Raw genomic sequence first — 20202 nt, 5'->3', positions numbered from 1 at the left:
AAACAGATCACAGTCGCCCCGAAGGATCGAAGGAAGGATGTCGCCGATGCCGAAACTGAACAGCCCCCTTGGCGGAAACGAGATGGTGCGCACGGGCGGGCCTGCCACGATGATGCGTCTGCCCTCGCAGCCCACGGCCGAGAGGCTGGATGCCTGCTTCGTGGGGATCCCGATGGATATCGGCACCTCGAACCGTCCGGGCACGCGGCTGGGCCCCCGCCAGATCCGCGACGAGAGCAGGATGATCCGCCCCTACAACATGGCCACCCGCGCCGCGCCTTTCGATCACCTGCAGGTCGCGGATATCGGGGATGTGCCGATCAACATCTTCGATCTGAAGAAATCGGTCGGAATCATCGCCCGCACCTATGGCGAGATCCTTGCGCACGGCACCGTGCCGCTGACGCTTGGGGGGGATCACACGCTGACCTGGCCCATCCTTCAGGCGATGCGCGACCGCCACGGCCCCGTCGCGCTGATCCATGTCGATGCCCATTCCGACACCAACGACATGATGTTCGGAGAGAAGGTCGCCCATGGCTGCCCCTTCCGCCGCGCCCACGAGGAAGGGCTGCTGCGCGACGACCTGGTGTTCCAGATCGGCCTGCGCGGCAGCGGCTACAGCCCCGAGGATTTCGACTGGGGCCGCGAACGGGGCTGGACCGTGATCCAGGCCGAGGAATGTTGGCACCGGTCCATGACGCCGCTGATGGCCGAGATCCGCAGCCGGATCGGGGATGCGCCGGTCTATCTCAGCTTCGACATCGACAGCCTCGACCCGGCCTTCGCGCCGGGCACCGGCACGGTCGAGGTCGGCGGCCTGACGACCATCCAGGGGCTGGAGATCATCCGCGGCTGCGCGGGGCTGAACCTTGTGGGCTGCGACCTGGTCGAGGTGTCGCCCCCCTACGACACCTCGGGGAACACGGCGGTGATCGCCGCGAACTTCCTGTTCGAGATGCTCTGCGCGCTGCCCGGCGTCCCGAGGTAAGGGGACGTGCCGCCCCGGTCGCGACGGACCGGGGCGCGTCGCTCAGGCGCCCTTCACCGCGCGGGCGGCGTCTTGCAGCATCTCCATCGCCTCGTCGAAATGGTCGTCGGGAATGGTGATCGGCGCAAGGAAGCGGATCACGTTGCCATGCACGCCGCAGGTCAGCAGCAGCAGCCCGCGCGACAGGGCCTCTTGCCTGATGGCGTTCGCAAGGTCGGGGGCAGGGGTGCCGTCGGCATGCATCAGCTCGATCGCGACCATGAAGCCGGGGCCGCGGATATCAGCGATCTCGGGCATGAAGCCCTGGATCGCACGCAGGCGGTCCTTCAGTCGCGCGCCCAGATCCTCGGCGCGGGCGCACAGATCCTCGTCGCGGATGATGTCCAGCACCGCATGGGCCGCCGCGATCCCCAACGGGTTGCCGCCATAGGTGCCGCCAAGACCGCCCGGCGCGGGCGCGTCCATGATCTCGGCACGGCCGACCACGGCGGCGATGGGGAAGCCGCCGCCCAGGCTTTTTGCCATGGTGATCATGTCGGCGGCGACCTCGTGGCGGTCCATCGCCAGCAGGCTGCCCGTGCGGGCAAAGCCGGTCTGCACCTCGTCCGCGATCATCACGATGCCATGTTCGTCGCACAGCGCGCGCAGGCGGGTCGTGAATTCGGCGGGCGCGGGGTTGAAGCCGCCTTCGCCCTGCACAGGCTCGAACACGATGGCCGCCACGCGCGAAGGTTCGAGGTCGGACTTGAACAGCCCGTCCAGCGCGCGGAAGCAGTCGTCCACGCTCACGCCGTGCAGCGGGTTCGGGAAGGGGACGTGGAAGACATCGGGCATCATCGGCCCGAAGCCCGCCTTGTAGGGGGCGACCTTGCCGGTCATCGACATGGTCATGAAGGTCCGCCCGTGGAAGGCACCGTGGAACGTGACGACCGCCTGCCGCCCGGTATGGGCGCGCGCGATCTTGACCGCGTTCTCCAGCGCCTCGGCGCCGGTGGTCACGAAGATCGCCTTCTTGTCGAAATCGCCCGGCGCCGCATCGGTCAGCCGTTCCGCCAGGTGGACATAGTTCTCGTAGGGGACGACCTGGTGGCAGGTATGGGTGAAGGCGCGCAGCTGTTCCTCGACCGCCTGCATCACGCGCGGATGGCGGTGCCCGGTATTCAGCACGGCAATCCCCGAGGCGAAGTCGATCAGCCGGTTGCCGTCCGCGTCCCAGATCTCGGAGTTGAGGGCGCGGGTCGCGTAATGGTCGGTCATCACGCCGACGCCGCGCGCCATGACCTTCTTGCGCCGTGCCTCGATTTCCGAATTGGCGGTCTTCTTCAACATGACCCGTCCTTTCACGCGATGGGTGGTGCCGAAGGCGAAGTCTAGCGCTTTCGCGGGCCGGAGGAAGGCTGTTTCTGCGCAGCGCTTCGGCAGAAATCGGACGCCCTGCCGCGTCATCGGGCAGGGCTGATGCCGCGCGCCCGAAAAACCGTCACCGCCCCGGTTCGTGAAATATCGGTGAAGAATTTCATTGCGTGGTCGTGAAATAAACGTCAGGAATTTCACGAAGGACAGGATCACGGGATCGGCCATGACGGAAGAGACGACCATCGGCGGCGACATCAGGGCCTTGCGCAGCGCGCGGCGCATGACGCTTGGCGACATGGCGGCGGCGATGGGCAAGTCGATCGGCTGGCTGTCGCAGGTCGAGCGCGGCATCTCCTCGCCGACGGTGTCGGACCTGCACCGCATCGCGGCCATCCTGGAAGTGCCGGTCTCGATGTTCTTCGGCGTGGCCGACGCCCCCGAGGACGAGCGCGGCATCGTCGTGCGCGCCGCCAACCGCCGAGAGATCGGCGAACGCGACAGCGGCCTCTACGAGGCGCTGGTCTCGCCCGACCTGACCGACGATTTCGAGGTGATCCACTCGACCTTCATGCCCGGTGCCGCGCTGGACCAGCCGCGCCGGCGCGCCACCTCCGAGGTGGTCTATCTCGTCTCGGGGCAGCTCGAGATGTGGATCGACGGCACCACCTTCACCATCCGCGCTGGCGACAGCTTCCGCATCAAGGGTGCGGAATATCGCTGGTCCAACCCCTTCGACGACCCCGCCACGGCGATCTGGGTCATCTCTCCCCCTGTCTACTGAGGTTAATGAAATGGCTCTTCCCTCCACGGCGCGTGTGGTCATCATCGGTGGCGGGGTGGTCGGCGTCTCGGCGCTGTATCACCTTGCCAAAGCGGGCTGGACGGATTGCGTCCTTCTGGAAAAGAACGAGCTGACGGCGGGGTCGACCTGGCACGCGGCAGGCAACTGCCCGAACTTCGCGGCGAATTACGGCGTCATGAACATGCAGCGCCACGGGCTTGCGCTGTATCGTGGCCTGGCCGACGAGGTGGATTACCCGATCAACTATCACGTGACGGGCGCGGTTCGGCTGGCCCATACCCACGACCGCATGATGGAGTTCGAGCGCGTGCGCGGCATGGCCGCCCATATGGGCCTGACCATGGACATGTGCACGCCCGACGAATTGCAGAGCCATTTCCCCTTCATGGAGACGCATGACCTGGAAGGCGGCCTCTGGGACCCGCTGGACGGCGATATCGACCCCAGCCAGGTCACGCAGGCGCTGGCCAAGGGCGCACGGGCGCATGGCGGCACGATCCTGCGCTTCACCCCCGCAACCGGCGTCAGCCGCAAGGATGGCGAATGGATCGTCCATACCGAAAAGGGCGATATCCGCTGCGAATACGTGGTGAACGCGGCGGGCTACTATGCCGCGCGCGTCGGCGAATGGTTCCTGCCGCATGGTGGCCGCCCCGTGCCCCTGACCGTGATGAGCCACCAGTATTTCCTGACCGAGGCCATCCCCGAGGTCGCCGCATGGTCCAAGGAACATGGCCGCAAGCTGCCGATGCTGCGCGACGTGGACAGCAGCTACTATCTGCGGCAGGACACGCATTCGCTGAACCTGGGCCCGTATGAACGCAACTGCCAGGTCGGCTGGGCGTCGGGCCAGGACATGCCCGCCGATTTCAGCTTCCAGCTGTACCCCGACGATCTGGACCGGTTGGAATGGTATATCGAGGATGCGATGGCGCGGGTGCCGCTGCTGGGCACGCAGGGCGTCCAACGCAACATCAACGGGCCGATCCCCTATGCACCCGACGGGCTGCCGATGATCGGGCCGATGCCGGGCGTGCCGAACGCGTTCGAGGCGCACAGCTTCACCTTCGGGATCGCGCAGGGCGGCGGCGCGGGCAAGGTGCTGTCGGAATGGATCATGCATGGCCATACCGAATGGGACATGTGGTCGGTCGATCCGCGCCGCTTTACCGGACATGCCGACGCGGAATACTGCACCGGCAAGGCGCTGGAGACCTATGGCCACGAATACGCGATGCATTTCCCGCATCACGAATGGCCCGCCGAACGCGACCGCAAGCTGTCGCCCAACCACGACCGTCTGGTCGCGGATGGCGGGCAGATGGGCGCCTATAACGGCTGGGAACGCGCCAACTGGTTCGCACAGCCCGGCGACGACACGTCCGAGGAAGCGACCCTTACCTGGGATCGCAGCGGCCCGTGGGAACCCCGCGTCCGCGCCGAGGTCGAGGCCGTGCGCGACGGCGTGGGCGTGATCGACCTGTGCGGTTTCTCGCGCTTCGCGCTGTCGGGCGAGGGGGCTGCCGAATGGCTGCGTGGCATGGTCGCGGGCGGTCTGCCCAAGGTCGGGCGCATGAACCTGATCTATTTCCCCGACAGCCGTGGCCGCGTCCTGACCGAGATGTCCTGCATCCGCCACGCCGAGGATGAATTCACCCTGATGACCGCCGCCCTTGCGCAATGGCACGACTACGAGGTGCTGTCGCGCCGGATGCCCGCCGGTCTGACCCTGACCGACCGCAGCGCCGATGTGACCGCGATGCTGGTGACGGGGCCGAAATCGCGCGACCTGCTGGCCGGGATCTCGGATGCGGATCTGTCGCTTGGCTGGCTGTCGCATCAGCAGGCGACGGTGGCGGGCAGGCCCGCGATGCTGGCCCGCGTGTCCTTTGCGGGCGAGCTGGGATGGGAGGTTCACGCATCCCCCTCTGACGCCGCCGCGATCTATGCCGCGATCCGCGATGCGGGGGCCGCGCCCTTCGGGATGTATGCGCTGAACTCGATGCGGATCGAAAAGGGCTACCTGACCTGGAAGGGCGATCTGTCCAGCGACTACACGCTGATGGAAACCGGGCTGGGCCGCTTCGTGAAGCTGGACAAGCCGCAGGACTTCCCCGGCAAGGCCGCCCTTCAGGCCGAAACCGCGCCTGCCCGCCGCCTGGTCACGCTGGTGGTCGAGCCGGGTCGGCAGGACGCGCCCTACATGGCGGCGGCCTTCCACGGCGACACCCGCGTGGGCGAGGTCCTGTCCTCGGCCTATGGATACCGCACCGACAAGGCCATCGCGATGGCGATGCTGGCAAGCGATGCCGCCCTGCCGGGAACCGAGCTGGAGATCGAGGTCTATGGCACCCGCCTGAAGGCCGTCGTGCAGGAGAACGCCTGCCTCTGGGATGCCGACAACAGCCGCATCCGTGCGTGAAAGGACGATGAACATGGCACTGCCCCCTGAAAAAGCACGCGTCGTCATCGTAGGCGGCGGGGTGATCGGCTGCTCGGTCGCCTATCACCTGACCAAGCTGGGCTGGAAGGACGTGGTCCTGCTGGAACGCAAGCAGCTGACCTCGGGGACGACCTGGCACGCCGCCGGGCTGATCGCCCAGCTGCGGGCGTCCCAGAACATGACGCGCCTGGCGAAATACAGCCAGGAACTGTACGGCAAGCTGGAAGAGGAGACCGGCGTCGCCACCGGCTTCCGGCGCAACGGCTCGATCACCGTGGCCCTGTCCGAGGAACGCCGAGAGGAGATCCTGCGCCAGGCATCCATGGCCCGCGCCTTCGGCGTCGAGGTCGAGGAGATCAGCCCCTCGGAGCTGCAGACCCGCTACCCGCATGTGAATATCGACGGCGTGAAGGCGGCGGTCTATTTGGACAAGGACGGGCAGGGCGATCCGGCCAATATCGCGCTGGCGCTGGCCAAGGGCGCGAAGCAGCGGGGCGCGCAGGTGCTGGAACGCACCAAGGTCACCGGTTTCCGCCGCGACGGCCGCCGCATCACCGGCGTCTCGTGGGAGGCCGAGGGCGCAAGCGGCATGATCGAATGCGATCACGTCGTGAACTGTTCGGGCATGTGGGGCCATGAGGTCGGCCGCCAGATGGGCATCAACGTGCCCCTGCATGCCTGCGAGCATTTCTACATCGTCACCGACACAGTGCCGGGCCTGCAGCAGCTGCCCGTGCTGCGCGTCCCCGAGGAATGCGCCTATTACAAGGAGGACGCGGGCAAGATCCTGCTGGGCGCCTTCGAACCCGTCGCCAAGCCCTGGGCGATGAAGGGCATCCCCGAGGATTTCGAGTTCGACCAGCTGCCCGAGGATTTCGACCATTTCGAGCCGATCCTTGAAATGGCCGTGAACCGCCTGCCGATCCTTGCGGAAACGGGCATCCACACCTTCTTCAACGGGCCCGAAAGCTTTACCCCCGACGACGCCTATCACCTGGGTCTTGCCCCCGAGATGGACAATGTCTGGGTCGCGGCGGGCTTCAATTCCATCGGCATCCAGTCGGCGGGCGGCGCGGGCAGCGCGCTGGCATCCTGGATGGATACGGGCGAGAAGCCCTTCGATCTGGGGGATGTCGACATCGCGCGGATGCAGCCCTTCCAGGGGAACAAGCACTACCTTTTCGAACGGTCCAAGGAGACGCTCGGCCTGCTTTATGCCGATCACTTCCCCTATCGCCAGAAGGCCACCGCGCGCGGCATCCGCCGTTCGCCCCTGCACGAGGCGCTGAAGGCCGAAGGCGCGGTCATGGGTGAACTGTCCGGTTGGGAACGCGCCAACTGGTTCGCGGATCCGGGGCAGAAGGCGGAATACGAATATTCGTGGAAACGCCAGAACTGGTTCGACAACGCGGCCCGCGAACACAAGGCCATCCGCGAGAATGTCGGCATCTACGACATGTCGTCCTTCGGCAAGATCCGCGTCGAGGGTACCGATGCCGAGGCGTTCCTGAACCACATCTCGGGCAGCGACCTGTCGGTGCCGGTGGGCAAGATCGTCTACAGCCAGTTCCTTAACAGCCGCGCGGGGATCGAGGCCGATGTGACCATCAACCGCCTGGCCGAGGATGCCTATATGGTCGTGACCCCGGCGGCGACGCGTCAGGCCGATCAGGCATGGATGCGCCGCCATCTGGGCGAACGCCGCGTGACCCTGACCGACATGACCGCAGCCGAGGCCGTGATCTGCGTCATGGGGCCGAACAGCCGCGCGCTGTTGCAGCGCGTCTCGCCCAACGATTTCTCGAACGCGGCCAACCCCTTCGGGACATGGCAGGATATCGAGATCGGCATGGCCGTCGCCCGCGCCCACCGCGTCACCTATGTGGGCGAACTGGGCTGGGAGATCTATGTGTCGACCGACATGGCCGCTCATGTCTTCGAGGTGCTGCGCGAGGCGGGCCGCGACATGGATGCCAAGCTGTGCGGTCTGCACATGATGGACAGCTGCCGCCTGGAAAAGGGCTTCCGCCATTTCGGGCACGACATCTCGGCCGAGGATCACATCCTGGAAGCGGGCCTGGGCTTTGCGCTGAAGAAGGGCGACGGCGACTATATCGGCCGCGATGCCGTGATGCGCAAGCGCGAGGCCGGGCTTGCCAGCCGCATGGTCCAGTTCCGGCTGACCGACCCCGAGCCGCTTCTGTATCACGCGGAACCCATCCTGCGCGACGGCCGGATCGTCGGCTATCTCAGCTCGGGCGGCTATGGCCACCACCTCGGGGCGGCGATGGGCATGGGCTATGTCCCCTGTGCGGGCGAAAGCGCGCAGGACGTGCTGGCCTCGGATTACGAGATCGAGGTGGCGGGCGTCCGCGTGCGGGCCGAGGCATCCCTCAAACCCTTCTACGACCCGAAATCCGAACGGGTGAAGGTCTGATCCCTTGAAACTCAACGACGAACGAAAGGCGCAGCAATGAAGGTATTGGTGCCTGTGAAGCGGGTGATCGACTATAACGTCAAGGTCCGCGTGAAGGCCGACGGTTCCGGCGTGGACCTGGCCAATGTGAAGATGTCGATGAACCCCTTCGACGAGATCTCGGTCGAGGCCGCGATCCGCATGAAGGAAGCCGGGATCGCGACCGAGATCGTGGTGGTTTCCGTCGGCGACAAGAAGTCGGTCGAGACCCTGCGCACCGCGTTGGCGATGGGGGCCGATCGCGGCATCATGGTCGAGGCGCCCGAGGCGACCGAGATCGAGCCGCTGGCCGTCTCCAAGATCCTGAAGGCCGTCGTCGACGAGGAACAGCCGCAGCTGGTCATCGCGGGCAAGCAGGCCATCGACAACGACATGAACGCGACCGGACAGATGCTGGCGGCGCTGCTGGGCTGGGGTCAGGCGACCTTCGCATCCGCGCTGGAGATCGCGGACGGCAAGGCGCAGGTCGTGCGCGAGGTCGATGGCGGGTTGCAGAAGATCGAGGTGGCGTTGCCCGCCATCGTCACCACCGATCTGCGCCTGAACGAGCCGCGCTATGCCAGCCTTCCCAACATCATGAAGGCCAAGAAGAAGCCCGTCGCGGAAAAGACCGCCGCGGATTACGGGGTCGATACCACGCCCCGCCTGAAGGTCGTCGCGACCGAGGAACCCGCCGGTCGTGCGGCGGGCATCAAGGTCGGTTCGGTCGGCGAACTGGTCGAGAAACTGAAAGAAAGGGCGCTGGTCTGATGTCTGTTCTTCTTCTGGCAGAGGTTGCGGGGGGCGCGCTGGCGCTGGACGCGACCGCGAAATCCGCAAGCGCCGCGTCCGCCCTGGGTCCGGTCACTGTTCTGGTCTGCGGCCCCGCCGAGGCGGCGGCGACCGCGGCCGGCATCGCGGGCATCGACAAGGTGCTGCATTGCGCCGATGACAGCGTGGCCAACGGGCTGGCCGAAAACCTGTCGGCGCTGATCCTGCAACTGGCGGGCGGCGTGACCCATATCGTCGCGCCCGCGACGAACTCGGGCAAGAACGTGCTGCCCCGCGTCGCGGCGCTGCTGGATGCGATGGTGATTACCGACGTGACCGAGGTTCTGGACGCCCAGACCTTCAAGCGCCCGATCTATGCCGGCAACGCGATCCAGACGGTGCAGTCGCAGGACGCGGTCAAGGTGCTGTCGATCCGCACCGCCGCCTTCGAGGCCGCCGCGACCGGCAATGCCGCGCCCGTGGAAACCGTCACCCTGTCCGACGCGCCCGCTCTGTCGGCGCATCTGGAGGACATGGTCGTGAAAAGCGACCGTCCCGAACTGTCCTCGGCCAAGGTCGTGGTCTCGGGCGGTCGCGGCGTCGGGTCCGAGGCCGATTTCGCGCTGATCTCGGGCCTTGCGGACAAGCTGGGTGCTGCGGTCGGCGCAAGCCGCGCGGCGGTCGACAGCGGGTTTGCCGCCAATGACCTTCAGGTCGGCCAGACCGGCAAGGTCGTTGCGCCGGATCTGTATGTCGCCGTCGGCATTTCCGGCGCGATCCAGCATCTGGCGGGCATGAAGGACAGCAAGGTCATCGTCGCGATCAACAAGGACGAGGAAGCGCCGATCTTCCAGGTCGCCGATTACGGGCTGGTCGCGGACCTGTTCGACGCCGTGCCCGAACTGACCGGGACGCTGTAGCGGATGACCGCCCAGCTGATCGACGGCAAGGCCTATGCGGCGGTCCTGCGCGACCGCGTGCGCAGGCGCACCGCCGCGCTGCAGGCCGAAACGGGCCGCACACCGGGACTGGCCGTGGTGCTGGTCGGGCAGGACCCGGCCTCCCAGGTCTATGTCCGCGCCAAGGGCAAGCAGGCGGTCGAGGCGGGCATGCGCAGCTTCGAGCATCGCCTGCCCGCCGATACGCAGGCCGACGATCTGCTGGACCTGATCCACCGGCTGAACGACGACCCGCAGGTACATGGCATCCTGGTGCAACTGCCGCTGCCTGCGCATCTGGATGCGCGGGCGGTGATCAACGCGATATCGCCCGCCAAGGACGTGGACGGGTTCCACATCTCGAATGTCGGGATGGTGGGCACCGGACAGGACGCGATCGTGCCCTGCACCCCCCTTGGCTGCATGATGATGCTGCGCCATCACCACGCCGATTTCCGGGGCCTGACCGCGCTGGTGATCGGACATTCCAACATCGTGGGCAAGCCGATGGCCCGGCTGCTGCTGAATGCCGATTGCACGGTGATGGTGGCGCATAAATCCTCGACCAACATCCCCGAACTGGCGCGCATGGCCGATATCGTGGTGGTCGCCGCGGGCGTGCCGGGGCTGGTCCGCGCCGAATGGATCAAGCCCGGCGCGACGGTGATCGACGTGGGCATCAACCGCATCCAGCGCGACGGCAAGCCCGCCCTTGTGGGCGATGTCGATTTCGAGAATGTCCGCCATGTCGCGGGCGCGATCACCCCGGTTCCGGGCGGGGTCGGTCCGATGACGATCGCCTGCCTTCTTGCCAACACGCTCAGCGCGTTCTGCCATCAGAACGGGCTCGAGGATCTGCCCCTTCTTCTGGACGAACAGGATCCGACATGACCAATTACTGCCTTACCGTCACCTGCCCGTCGCGGCGCGGGATCGTGGCCGCGATCTCGACCTTCCTGGCGGAACACGACTGCAACATCACCGACAGCAGCCAGTTCGACGACCAGGAGACCGGCCGGTTCTTCATGCGCGTCAGCTTCACCCCCGAGGAAGGCGCGGTCCTGCCCGAGCTGGAGGCCGCCTTCGCGACCGTCGCCGGCGAGATGGGCATGACCTTCCAGTTCCATGACGAGGCCACGAAGATGCGCGTCGCGATCATGGTCAGCCGCTTCGGGCATTGCCTGAACGACCTGCTGTACCGCGTCCGCATCGGCGCGCTGCCGGTCGAGATCGTCGCCGTCATCAGCAACCACATGGATTACCAGAAGGTCGTGGTGAACGCCGACATCCCGTTCCACTGCATCAAGGTCACCAAGGACAACAAGCCCGAGGCCGAGGCGCAGATCATGAAGGTGGTCGAGGATGCGGGCGCCGAGCTGATCGTCCTGGCCCGCTACATGCAGATCCTGTCGGATCAGATGTGCCAGAAGATGTCGGGGCGGATCATCAACATCCACCATTCATTCCTGCCCAGCTTCAAGGGGGCGAACCCCTACAAGCAGGCCTATGAGCGCGGCGTGAAGCTGATCGGCGCGACCAGCCATTACGTCACTGCCGACCTGGACGAAGGTCCGATCATCGAGCAGGACATCGTCCGCATCACCCACGCCCAAAGCGCGTCCGACTATGTCAGCCTGGGCCGCGATGTCGAAAGCCAGGTGCTGGCGCGCGCGATCCATGCCCATGCGCATCACCGCGTGTTCCTGAACGGCAACAAGACCGTCGTCTTCCCCGCATCGCCCGGCAGCTATTCCAGCGAACTGATGGGCTGAGGCGCGGTTCTTCCGTCCCGATCACGACATGAAGAAGGCCCGGAGCGTGCTCCGGGCCTTTCGCGTCGTTGAGCCTGCATCACTTCCGTCCGGCGACGATCCGGTCAAGGATCAGCGCGCAGAACAGGATCGCCAGCCCCGCAAGGATGCCCTGACCCGCCGCCGCGTATTGCAGCGCCTCCAGCACGTCCTCGCCCAGGCCCTTGGCACCGATGAGCGAGGCGACGACCACCATCGCAAGCGACAGAAGGATGGTCTGGTTCACGCCCGCCATGATCGTCTTGCGCGCCAGCGGCAGATCCACCCGCCACAGCAGGTAGCGGGGCGATGCGCCGAAGGCCATCGCGGCCTCTCGGACCGATGCCGGGATCTGCTGCAGGCCCAGCACGGTGAAGCGGATCACCGGCGGGCTGCCGAAGATCATCGTGGCGACGACGCCTGCGGGCTTGCCCGATCCGATGAAGGCCACGACCGGGATCAGGTAGACGAAGGACGGCATGGACTGCATGAAGTCCAGCACCGGACGCACGATCGCGAAGGCCGTCGGCCTGCGCGCGCAGAAGATGCCCAGGGGAATGCCGATGGTGATCGAGATCAGCGCCGCCGCGCCCAGAAGCGCGATGGTCGTCATGGCCTTTTCCCAGAAGTCCAGCAGCCCCAGATAGGCCAGCGCCGCGCCGGTGAAGATCGCGACGCTCGGGCCGCCGGACAGCCATGCCAGCATGACGAAGACCAGCGCGACCACGGGCCAGGGCGTGCCGACCAGCAGGATCTCGATCCAGTCCAGCAATCCGCGCATCCCCACGGTCAGCCCGTCGAAGAAACCGCGTCCGGCGGTCTTGGTCCAGTCGAAGACCGATTGCACGCCGTCGCCCAGGTCCAGCCGCCATTCGCGGTTCGTCGGAAAGCTGTTCAGGATCGCGAAGGCGTCGGGCATCGCAAAGCGCAGGATCGACAAGCCGACGACGGCAGCCATCAGCACCGATGCGACGGACAGGCGGGCAGGGGACCAGCCGCTTGCCGCCGCGCGGTCGGACCGCCAGCGCACGAATTGCCGTTCGAGCGTCCAGTTCGCGATCGACGCCGCGACGAAGCGGATCGCCAGCAGCAGGGCAAGGCCCAGGGCGACATGCATCATGCCGCCCGCGATCGCGCCCTCGGCGGCGTCGCGTGCCGATGCCAGCGCCTGTTCCAGCGAGGCGGCTGCCCTTTCCAGCGACGCGACCGAGCCGGAGCCGGCCTGCCGCGCGGCCTCGATCTGCTGGCGGCGCAGGTCCAGCGTCTGCGCGATCTGTTCGGCGCGCAACCGATCCTCGCGCCCCAGATCGCCGATAAGGCCGATGCCGATCTGCACGAAGGCCAGCGTCTCCAGCAGGACGAAGCCCAGGAACCACGACCACAACCCGCGCGCCCCGAACCACAGCGGCCCCAGCAGCGCCGCCGCCGCGTTCAGGGTGAAGCGGAAGCCGGGCGCCTGCATCATGTAGGCGAAGACGCGCTGGTAATAGGGCCGGCCCCGGCCCGCGAACTCGGACACGAGGGCCTGCAGCTGCACCGCATTCTCGGGCGCCATATCGGATGTTTCGACATGCTTCATGGGATCACCTCAGGCTTGGCTTGACTGGATCGCGCGGATCAGCCGCGCGCGGTCGATGACGCCGACGGTGGCGTCATCGGACATCACGCGCAGGATGCCGTGGCCCTCGACCGACAGGTCCATCAGCGCGTTCAGGTCCATGTCGGGATGGGCCGCCATCGCATCCGCGGGGACGGGGCCGTGCATCGCCTCGTATTCCGCGGCAGGCTGCATGACCGAGCGCGCGAAGATCATGTCCAGCTTCGAGATGCCGGCCACGAAATCGGCGACATAGTCGTCGACCGGGTTCAGGATGATCTCCTCGGGGGTGCCGATCTGGACGATGCGGCCGTCCTTCATGATGGCGATGCGATGGCCGATGCGGATCGCCTCGTCCAGGTCGTGGGTGATGAACATGGTGGTCTTGCCCAGCCGCCGCGACAGCTGCATGAACTGGTCCTGCAGCTGCTTGCGGATCAGCGGGTCCAGCGCCGAGAAGGGTTCGTCCATCAGCAGGATCTCGGGGTCCGAGGCGATGGCGCGGGCCAGCCCCACGCGCTGCTGCATCCCGCCCGACAGCTCGTGGGCGTACTTGTCCTCCCATCCCTGCAGGTCGACCAGATCCAGCACGCGGTCGGCCTCGGCCCAACGGCGGGCCTTGCCGGTGCCGCGGATCTCCAGCGGCATGGCGACGTTGTCGCGCACGGTCCGGTGGGGCATCAGGCCGAAATTCTGGAACACCATCGAGACGCGGCGGTTGCGCAGATCGCGCAACCCGCGTTCGTCCAGCGCCATCACGTCGTCGCCGTCGATGAAGATATGCCCGTCGGTCGGCTCCAGCAGGCGGTTGACGTGACGCACCAGGGTGGACTTGCCCGAACCGGACAGGCCCATGACGCAGAACAGCTCTCCCTTGCGGATCTGGAAGTTGGCATCCGCCACGCCGACCACGCATTCGAAGCGGTCGCGGACCTCGGCCTTGCCCAGCCCCTCGTCGCGGATGGCGCGCAGGGCCTCCTTGGCGCGCGTGCCGAAGATCTTCCACACGCCCTGCGCGTCGATCACTGTCTCGTCGGTCATGGCTGCTCCTTGCGCGGCGACGATCGGACCCCGGCCCGCATCGGGCGGGGGTCGGTACCAGGGCGCGGTCACCGCAGACCCAGCCAGCCGTCGACGATCTCGCCGTTGGCATCCAGCCACTGGGCCACGGCCTCGTCGATCTCCTGCCCTTCGATCACGGTCTGGCGGGTCAGCTGCGACAGGTCCGACGCCTGCATGTCGATGCGCGACAGGAAGGCCGCGGCGGCGGGGTTGCGCTGTTCCAGCGACCGGGAATAGGCGACGGTGACGGTCTTGACCTCGTCGCCCGTCGTGATCGAGGACTTGGCCAGCCAGTCGGCATCCTCGTCGGGCTGGACCATCACATAGGCGGCCGGATCGTGCTCGGGTTCCTCGATGAAGGTCACGTCATAGAGGGCGTGGACGAAATGCGGCTCGTAGCAGTAGAAGACGACGCCCTCCTTGCGGTCGATCGCGTCCTTCAGGCGGGCATAGAAGACGGCCTCGTCCTCGGTCGTGGGTTCGAGGAACGTCTCGATCCCGTAATCGCGGACCTTCACGCGGTTCAGGTTGGTCGAGGACCACCCCGAGGCCCCGACCCAGATCTCGCCCTTGCCGTCGCCATTGCTGTCGAACAGGTCCTGCGCCATGGGCGTGGCAAGGTCGTAGACCGACTTCATCGCGTGTTCCTCGGCCATGTAGGTGGGAACGCAGAAGCCCGAACGCCCCTCGTAGCTGCCTTCGGACAGGGCGACGGTTCCCTTTCCCTCGACGAATTCGTCGGTGAAGGATGCCTGGTTCGGCAGCCAGACATCGGGATGCACGTCGATATCGCCGCGCCCGCCATCCATGGCCGAGAAGATGACCGCGTTCGCGCCGGGGGCATAGCCCGCCTCGCTGCCCAGCCGGGTCTGGATGACCTGCGCGATGATGCGGCTCATGACCTTGGCGCCGGGCCAGCTGGGTTCGCCGACCATGACCTTTTCCTGCGCGGTGGCCGAGGTCGCGGCCAAGACCGCCGCGATGGCGGTCAGGGATCTAAGGTTCTTCATGTCATATCCTCTCTGTCAGGGGGATGCGCCGGTCAGGCGCGCGCCCGCTTGCGTTGCGGGTCTATGAAGGGAATGTCGGTCACGGTCGCGCCAAGGCGCTTCATCCGGCCGTCCAGCTGGCCGATCTCCAGCCGGGTGTCGTTCAGCGCGTGCTCGACGCCGATGCGCGCGATGGCGATTGCATGTCCCAGCATGGGCGAGCGGGTGGCCGAGGTGACGATGCCGACCTGTCTTTCGCCCGCAAGGACCGGATCGCCGTTATGGGGCAGGTCGTTGCAGTCCAGAAGCAGCCCCTTGAGCACGCGCCGCGGGGCCGCCGCATTGCGTTCAAGCGCGGCCTTGCCGGTGAAGTCGGGCTTGGTCAGATCGACAGCAAAGCCCAGGCCCGCCTCGAAGGCGTCGATGCCGGGGGCGAATTCGGCGTTCCCGGCGGCCAGCCCCGCCTCGATCCGGATCAGGGACAGCGCGTCGCTGCCCATCGGCGTGATGCCGAATTCCTGCCCGGCCTGGATCAGCGCATCCCAGATCGTCAGCGCATCGGCGCGGGCGCAGAAGATCTCGTAGCCCAGCTCGCCGGTATAGCCCGAGCGGGACAGCATGAACGGCGCGCCGTCGCGGTCGTTCAGACGCGCGACGGTGACGCCGAACCATTTCAGCTGGTCCAGCGCGGGAACGTTCGGTTGCGTGAAGACGATCCGGCGCAGCAGGTCGCGCGATTTCGGCCCCTGCAGCGCAAGGTTCGGCATCGCGCCGCCCAGGTGGTGGATGCGGACCTGCAGGCCCATCTGCCGGGCCATCGCTTCCAGCACGCGGCCGCTTTCCTCGGAGCCGCAGCACCAGCGGAACAGGTCGGGGGCCAGGCGGAACAGCGTGCCGTCGTCGATGACGGTGCCCGCCTCGTCGCAGATCAGCGTATAGGATCCGCGCCAGACCGCCAGCTTGGCCACGTTGCGGGTGGTCGCGTGCTGCAGCAGACGCTCGGCATCGGGGCCGATGATGTCGTATTTGCGCAGCCCGCTCATGTCCTGGATCGTCACGTTGTTGCGGCAGGCCCAGTATTCGCCGATCGCCCCGTCCGCCGCGAAGCTGGTGGGCGCCCAGAGGTCGCGCGCGGGCGCGAAGTTCTGCGTCAGCGGGGCCAGCCGTTCGTGGAAGGCCGAATTCTGGCTGATCGTCATGGGGGCGTCTTCCTTCTCGCGGTAGGCCACGGCGCGGCGGATGGGGGTTTCGGGGCGATAGATGCGGACATGCACATCCGTCGGGTTCCACCCGTTGATGGGGTCGATGTCGTCGGGGCAGGCGGTCGAGACGCAGACAAGGTCGTCCATCGCCTGCATCGCCACGTAGTCGCCGGGACGCGAATGGGATTCCTGCGTCATCAGGTGATGGGAATGCGGGTCGATCCAGGTGTTCCAGAAGAAGTTGATCGCGGGCCATGCGCGTCTGCGCTGCACGCCGAACGGTGCCAGCGCGTCGGACATGTTGTCCGAACAGTTCACGTGGCCCGGAAAGCCGCGCTCCTCGTAACCGCGCGCGTTGCAGGCCAGCCCGAAGGTGTCGTGACGCCCGCAGGTATCCTGCACCACGTTCAGCAGCGGGCGCATGTCGGCATCGAAGAACTTGTCCAGGATGCCCGGCCCCGGAAAGGCCCGCCGCACCATCGAGCGGGTGGCCGTGCCGTCGATCGACAGTTCCAGTCCGCGATCAAGGCCATCCGCGCGGAAGGCGTTGAAGTCCGAGCATTGCTGCCCCTCGACATCGATGATCTGCAGGAACTCGCCCTTCTTCAGCTCGTAGGCCAAGGCGGTGCCGCGCGGGACGGTGAATTCGTCGCGCACATCGCCCAGGAGCGGCGGCAGCAGCGGCGAATTCGTCGCCGCCTGCCGATGTCCGACGCGGACCGCGCCGCCCAGGCCGCCCGTCACCAGCGCCTCGGGCGGGGTCGGCCAGAAGACCCAGATCGTCAGGGGATCGCGGACGCGCAGCAGCAGCGGCTCGTCCAGCGGGGCGATGCGGCAGGCGGGCAGGTCGCGGCGGGTTCCGCCGCAGGCCGCGATCCAGTCGAACATGGCTTGCGGATCGCAATCGCCCGCATCCATCGCGGCATTCGCGGTCAGGCCCAGTTCGGCCAGCGCATCGGCGCCGCGCGGTCCGAAGGCAAGGATGCGGGCCTCGGCCCCTGCTGCGATATCGACCGACACAAGGTCGCCTGCACGGGCATCCAGCCGCATCCCCTCGCGCGGGGCAAGCGCACGATCGACCGGGGCCGAGCGTTTGGGAAAGCCGTGGAAGCTGCGGGCAGGGGTCAGGAAACCCATGTTGTCGAAATCGCGCAGGACTGTGTAAGCGGTCATCAGTCGGTCTCGATTCTGCAGATGTAACTGGTTACAGTTGGCGTGTAACTGGTTACATCCGTCAAGAACCTATACAGGTGTTCCTGCTAAAATGCAGGAACGGCAGGGTGGCGTGATCGAATCTCGGGCGGTGCGGATGAATAAAACGGCGATGCGGAAGCGGGCGAACCTGCGCGATGTCGCAGCGGATGCGGGCGTGTCGGTGGCGACCGTCTCGCGGGTGATGAATTCACCGGCAACCGTGGCCCCTGCGACGCGCGAGCGGGTCGAGGGTGCGATGCGGCGGCTGCAATGGGTGCCCAGTGCTGCGGCCCGCGCGATCAATTCGGGGCGGACGCGATTCGTCGGCGCGCTGGTCCCCACGCTGGACAGCGACATCTTCGCGCGCGTGTTGGCGAACCTTGAACAGGGGCTGACGGCGCAGCGGCTGTCGCTGGTCGTTGCCACGACGGATGACGACCCCGATATCGAGGTCGCCAAGGCCCGCGCCCTGCTCGATATCGGGGCCGAGGGGCTGATCGTGTCGGGCATGACCCGTAGCCCCGATTTCGACGAGCTGGTCGCCCGAGCACGCCTGCCGGTCATCGCGATCTCCTGCCACGATCCGGATTACCGGATGCCGACCATCGGATACGACAATCACGGCGCCGCGCTGGCGGCGCTGTCCCATCTGACCGGGCTGGGCCATCGCCGCATCGCCGTCCTGCACGGCCCGCTGCGCAACGACCGGACACAGCGCCGCGTCCTTGCGCTGCAGGGGCAGGGCGATGCCGATCTGACCTTTCACGAGACCGCTCTTTCGACGGCGGGCGGCTGTCAGGCGGTCCAGTGCGTGCTTTCGGGTCCGCGCCCAAGCGCCATCCTGTGCCTGTCCGATGTCATCGCCGCCGGCGCGATGGCCGAGGTGCAGCGCCACGGGTTGCGCATTCCGGACGACATGTCGGTGATGGGTCTCGACGATCTGCCCGGCTCGGCGCATCTCTATCCGGCGCTGTCGACGATCCACCTGCCGGTGTCGCGGATGGGGCGCGCCGTCGCCGATGCTCTGGCAGGCTGGGTCGAGAGGGACGAGAAACCCGACCCGCAACTGCTGGATCACGAACTGGTCGTGCGCGGCTCGACCGGTCCCTGCCGGTGATCAGGCGCGGGGGGCCTGCCGGATCGCCTCGGCGACCAGGGCCATGCCGTCGCGGATGAGGTTCGCGTTGATCGAGGAATAGGCGATGCGGTAATGCGCCTTGTCGGGCGCGCGATGCGCGAAGAAGGCGTTGCCGGGCTCGATCAGGACGCTGTTCCGGCGCAGATCCAGCGCCAGCTGGGTCGTATCGACGCCGGGCGGGGCCTTCATCCAGAAGGACGACCCGCCATGCATGTCGCGTCCCGCAGGCGTCAGGCCGAATTCGCGGATGCAGCCCTCCATGATGGCGCGGCGCTTGCCATAGACGCGGGCCATCCGCGCAAGCTGGCTGTCGTAATGCCCGAGAGACAGGAAATAGGCGGTCGTGCGCTGGATATGGCTGGGCGGATGGCGCAGGACGACCGTGCGCAGCTTGCGCATTTCCTGGATAAGCGGTTTCGCCCCCACGACATAGCCCAGGCGCAATCCCGGAAAGATCGATTTGGAAAACGATCCCAGGTAGATGACGGACCCCGCCCGATCCAGCGACTTGAGCGCGGGTGCGGGCGGGTAGAGGAAGGACATCTCGAACTCGTAATCGTCCTCGACGATCAGGAAGTCGTCCTGCAAGGCGCGGTCCAGCATCTGCAGGCGCCGTTCCAGCGGCATCGTGACGTTGGTCGGGGCGTGGTGGCTGGGGGTGGTGAAGACCAGGTCCGCATCCGGCGGGATCCGGTCCGGCGGCAGGCCGTCGCCATCCACGTCGACCGAGGTCGCGACATAGCGCATCTGGTCGAAGATCCGGCGCAGCCCCGGAAAGCAGGGGTTCTCGACGATGGCCTTCTGCCCCTCGGACAGCAGCAGCTGCGCGATCATCCACAGCGCGTTCTGCCCGCCCATCGTGATCAGGATCTCGTCTGGATGGGCGCGGATGCCGCGGCGGGGCAGGATCTGGCGCAGGATGAACTCGACCAGCATCGGATCGTCGTTCTGGTAATGGTCCTGCGCAAGGCTGTCGAAATCGCGCCGCCCGACCGCACGGAGGGCGCAGTTGCGCCAGTTTCCGTGGTCGAACAGGTCGGGGTCCGACTGGCCATAGATGAAGGGAAAGCGGTAATCGCTCCAGTTCGGGGGGCGCAGGATGTCGTCGCGCTGCAGGGTCCGGCGCGTCAGCTTGCGGTCCCAGTCCACGCCGCCGCGGCTGTCCTCGGCCTGGTCGGCGAAGACGGGGCGCGTCGGCGCGGTATCGGCCACGAAATAGCCCGACCTGTCGCGCGAGACGAGGTATTCGTTCGCCACCAGTTCCGTATATCCAAGCGTGACCGTGATCCGGGACACGCCCAGATGTTCGGCCAGCCTGCGCGAGGACGGCATCTTCTCGCCGGGGGCGCAGCGCCCCGAGACGATCGCCTCGGCCACGACCTGCTGGATCTGCTGTTGAAGGGTCGCGTCGCTCTTGGCGGGCAGAAGGAAGATTTCGGGTGGTATCGCCAATTGCCGTTCCGTCGCACGGGTG

The 20202-nt window shown here is 66.7% G+C and carries 15 protein-coding genes; 9 read left to right on the top strand and 6 right to left on the bottom strand.

Annotated elements, in window-relative coordinates; translation table 11 throughout:
• The first annotated feature begins 46 nt into the window (after positions 1-46).
• The gene (speB, locus tag QMZ16_RS06685) at positions 47-991 is read left to right on the top strand and encodes an agmatinase (RefSeq protein ID WP_282602630.1); all 945 of its coding nucleotides are present in this window, start codon (positions 47-49) and stop codon (positions 989-991) included.
• Between the two features lie 42 nt (positions 992-1033).
• Here the strand turns inward: speB and QMZ16_RS06680 are convergent, their stop codons facing one another.
• The gene (locus tag QMZ16_RS06680) at positions 1034-2320 is read right to left on the bottom strand and encodes a 4-aminobutyrate--2-oxoglutarate transaminase (RefSeq protein ID WP_282602629.1); all 1287 of its coding nucleotides are present in this window, start codon (positions 2318-2320) and stop codon (positions 1034-1036) included.
• A 250-nt stretch (positions 2321-2570) separates the two neighbouring features.
• On the opposite strand from QMZ16_RS06680, the gene QMZ16_RS06675 reads away from it, so the two are divergent.
• Genes QMZ16_RS06675 through purU form a run of 7 tightly spaced genes read left to right on the top strand, consistent with a single transcriptional unit; the run spans position 2571 to position 11528 of the window.
• On the top strand, positions 2571-3128 hold the full coding sequence (locus tag QMZ16_RS06675; protein WP_282602628.1) for a cupin domain-containing protein: 558 nt from the start codon (positions 2571-2573) through the stop codon (positions 3126-3128).
• Positions 3129-3138: 10 nt separating this feature from the next.
• Positions 3139-5571 carry an FAD-dependent oxidoreductase gene (locus QMZ16_RS06670; protein ID WP_282602627.1) on the top strand — a complete coding sequence of 811 codons (2433 nt, stop codon included), beginning with the start codon at positions 3139-3141 and terminating at the stop codon, positions 5569-5571.
• Positions 5572-5584: 13 nt separating this feature from the next.
• Positions 5585-8029 carry an FAD-dependent oxidoreductase gene (locus QMZ16_RS06665; protein WP_282602626.1) on the top strand — a complete coding sequence of 815 codons (2445 nt, stop codon included), beginning with the start codon at positions 5585-5587 and terminating at the stop codon, positions 8027-8029.
• A 36-nt stretch (positions 8030-8065) separates the two neighbouring features.
• Positions 8066-8818: an electron transfer flavoprotein subunit beta/FixA family protein gene (locus QMZ16_RS06660; RefSeq protein WP_282602625.1), complete on the top strand. Its 753-nt coding sequence runs from the start codon at positions 8066-8068 to the stop codon at positions 8816-8818.
• Positions 8818-9738: an FAD-binding protein gene (locus tag QMZ16_RS06655; protein ID WP_282602624.1), complete on the top strand. Its 921-nt coding sequence runs from the start codon at positions 8818-8820 to the stop codon at positions 9736-9738. The genes QMZ16_RS06660 and QMZ16_RS06655 overlap by 1 nt, the downstream gene beginning before the upstream one ends.
• A gap of 3 nt (positions 9739-9741) precedes the next feature.
• Positions 9742-10647, top strand: coding sequence for a bifunctional methylenetetrahydrofolate dehydrogenase/methenyltetrahydrofolate cyclohydrolase FolD (folD, locus tag QMZ16_RS06650; protein ID WP_282602623.1), 906 nt, complete (start codon positions 9742-9744; stop codon positions 10645-10647).
• On the top strand, positions 10644-11528 hold the full coding sequence (gene purU / locus QMZ16_RS06645; RefSeq protein ID WP_282602622.1) for a formyltetrahydrofolate deformylase: 885 nt from the start codon (positions 10644-10646) through the stop codon (positions 11526-11528). The genes folD and purU overlap by 4 nt, the downstream gene beginning before the upstream one ends.
• Before the next feature lie 79 nt (positions 11529-11607).
• Here purU and QMZ16_RS06640 read toward each other — a convergent pair whose 3' ends face one another.
• The 4 genes from QMZ16_RS06640 to QMZ16_RS06625 all read right to left on the bottom strand — a co-directional run bounded on the left by QMZ16_RS06640 (position 11608) and on the right by QMZ16_RS06625 (position 17569).
• Positions 11608-13125, bottom strand: coding sequence for an ABC transporter permease subunit (locus tag QMZ16_RS06640; RefSeq protein ID WP_282602621.1), 1518 nt, complete (start codon positions 13123-13125; stop codon positions 11608-11610).
• Between the two features lie 9 nt (positions 13126-13134).
• Positions 13135-14184 (bottom strand): betaine/proline/choline family ABC transporter ATP-binding protein, encoded by a 1050-nt coding sequence (locus QMZ16_RS06635; RefSeq protein ID WP_282602620.1) that lies wholly within the window; start codon positions 14182-14184, stop codon positions 13135-13137.
• 68 nt (positions 14185-14252) lie between these two features.
• Positions 14253-15215 (bottom strand): glycine betaine ABC transporter substrate-binding protein, encoded by a 963-nt coding sequence (locus QMZ16_RS06630; protein WP_282602619.1) that lies wholly within the window; start codon positions 15213-15215, stop codon positions 14253-14255.
• A gap of 32 nt (positions 15216-15247) precedes the next feature.
• A complete protein-coding gene (locus QMZ16_RS06625; RefSeq protein ID WP_282602618.1) occupies positions 15248-17569 on the bottom strand; it encodes an aminomethyltransferase family protein in 2322 nt (773 codons plus the stop codon).
• A 151-nt stretch (positions 17570-17720) separates the two neighbouring features.
• Between QMZ16_RS06625 and QMZ16_RS06620 the strand changes: the two genes are divergently transcribed.
• A complete protein-coding gene (locus tag QMZ16_RS06620) occupies positions 17721-18707 on the top strand; it encodes a LacI family DNA-binding transcriptional regulator (RefSeq protein WP_282602617.1) in 987 nt (328 codons plus the stop codon).
• On the opposite strand, the gene QMZ16_RS06615 is transcribed toward QMZ16_RS06620, so the two are convergent.
• On the bottom strand, positions 18708-20180 hold the full coding sequence (locus tag QMZ16_RS06615) for a PLP-dependent aminotransferase family protein (RefSeq protein WP_282602616.1): 1473 nt from the start codon (positions 20178-20180) through the stop codon (positions 18708-18710).
• Positions 20181-20202: the final 22 nt, after the last annotated feature.

It is taken from the genome of Paracoccus sp. PARArs4 (assembly GCF_947311865.1).
In the GTDB taxonomy this organism is placed as follows: domain Bacteria; phylum Pseudomonadota; class Alphaproteobacteria; order Rhodobacterales; family Rhodobacteraceae; genus Paracoccus; species Paracoccus zeaxanthinifaciens.
The sequence above is the reverse complement of the archived record's forward strand: the minus strand, read 5'-3'. Positions and strand labels throughout refer to the sequence as shown.

What these genes read in the sequence shown, in the direction of transcription:
- speB (WP_282602630.1), top strand. Translation starts at nt 47, where the DNA reads ATGCCGAAACTGAACAGCCCCCTTGGCGGAAACGAGATGGTGCGCACG.
- QMZ16_RS06680 (WP_282602629.1), bottom strand. Translation starts at nt 2,320, where the DNA reads ATGTTGAAGAAGACCGCCAATTCGGAAATCGAGGCACGGCGCAAGAAG.
- QMZ16_RS06675 (WP_282602628.1), top strand. Translation starts at nt 2,571, where the DNA reads ATGACGGAAGAGACGACCATCGGCGGCGACATCAGGGCCTTGCGCAGC.
- QMZ16_RS06670 (WP_282602627.1), top strand. Translation starts at nt 3,139, where the DNA reads ATGGCTCTTCCCTCCACGGCGCGTGTGGTCATCATCGGTGGCGGGGTG.
- QMZ16_RS06665 (WP_282602626.1), top strand. Translation starts at nt 5,585, where the DNA reads ATGGCACTGCCCCCTGAAAAAGCACGCGTCGTCATCGTAGGCGGCGGG.
- QMZ16_RS06660 (WP_282602625.1), top strand. Translation starts at nt 8,066, where the DNA reads ATGAAGGTATTGGTGCCTGTGAAGCGGGTGATCGACTATAACGTCAAG.
- QMZ16_RS06655 (WP_282602624.1), top strand. Translation starts at nt 8,818, where the DNA reads ATGTCTGTTCTTCTTCTGGCAGAGGTTGCGGGGGGCGCGCTGGCGCTG.
- folD (WP_282602623.1), top strand. Translation starts at nt 9,742, where the DNA reads ATGACCGCCCAGCTGATCGACGGCAAGGCCTATGCGGCGGTCCTGCGC.
- purU (WP_282602622.1), top strand. Translation starts at nt 10,644, where the DNA reads ATGACCAATTACTGCCTTACCGTCACCTGCCCGTCGCGGCGCGGGATC.
- QMZ16_RS06640 (WP_282602621.1), bottom strand. Translation starts at nt 13,125, where the DNA reads ATGAAGCATGTCGAAACATCCGATATGGCGCCCGAGAATGCGGTGCAG.
- QMZ16_RS06635 (WP_282602620.1), bottom strand. Translation starts at nt 14,184, where the DNA reads ATGACCGACGAGACAGTGATCGACGCGCAGGGCGTGTGGAAGATCTTC.
- QMZ16_RS06630 (WP_282602619.1), bottom strand. Translation starts at nt 15,215, where the DNA reads ATGAAGAACCTTAGATCCCTGACCGCCATCGCGGCGGTCTTGGCCGCG.
- QMZ16_RS06625 (WP_282602618.1), bottom strand. Translation starts at nt 17,569, where the DNA reads ATGACCGCTTACACAGTCCTGCGCGATTTCGACAACATGGGTTTCCTG.
- QMZ16_RS06620 (WP_282602617.1), top strand. Translation starts at nt 17,721, where the DNA reads ATGCGGAAGCGGGCGAACCTGCGCGATGTCGCAGCGGATGCGGGCGTG.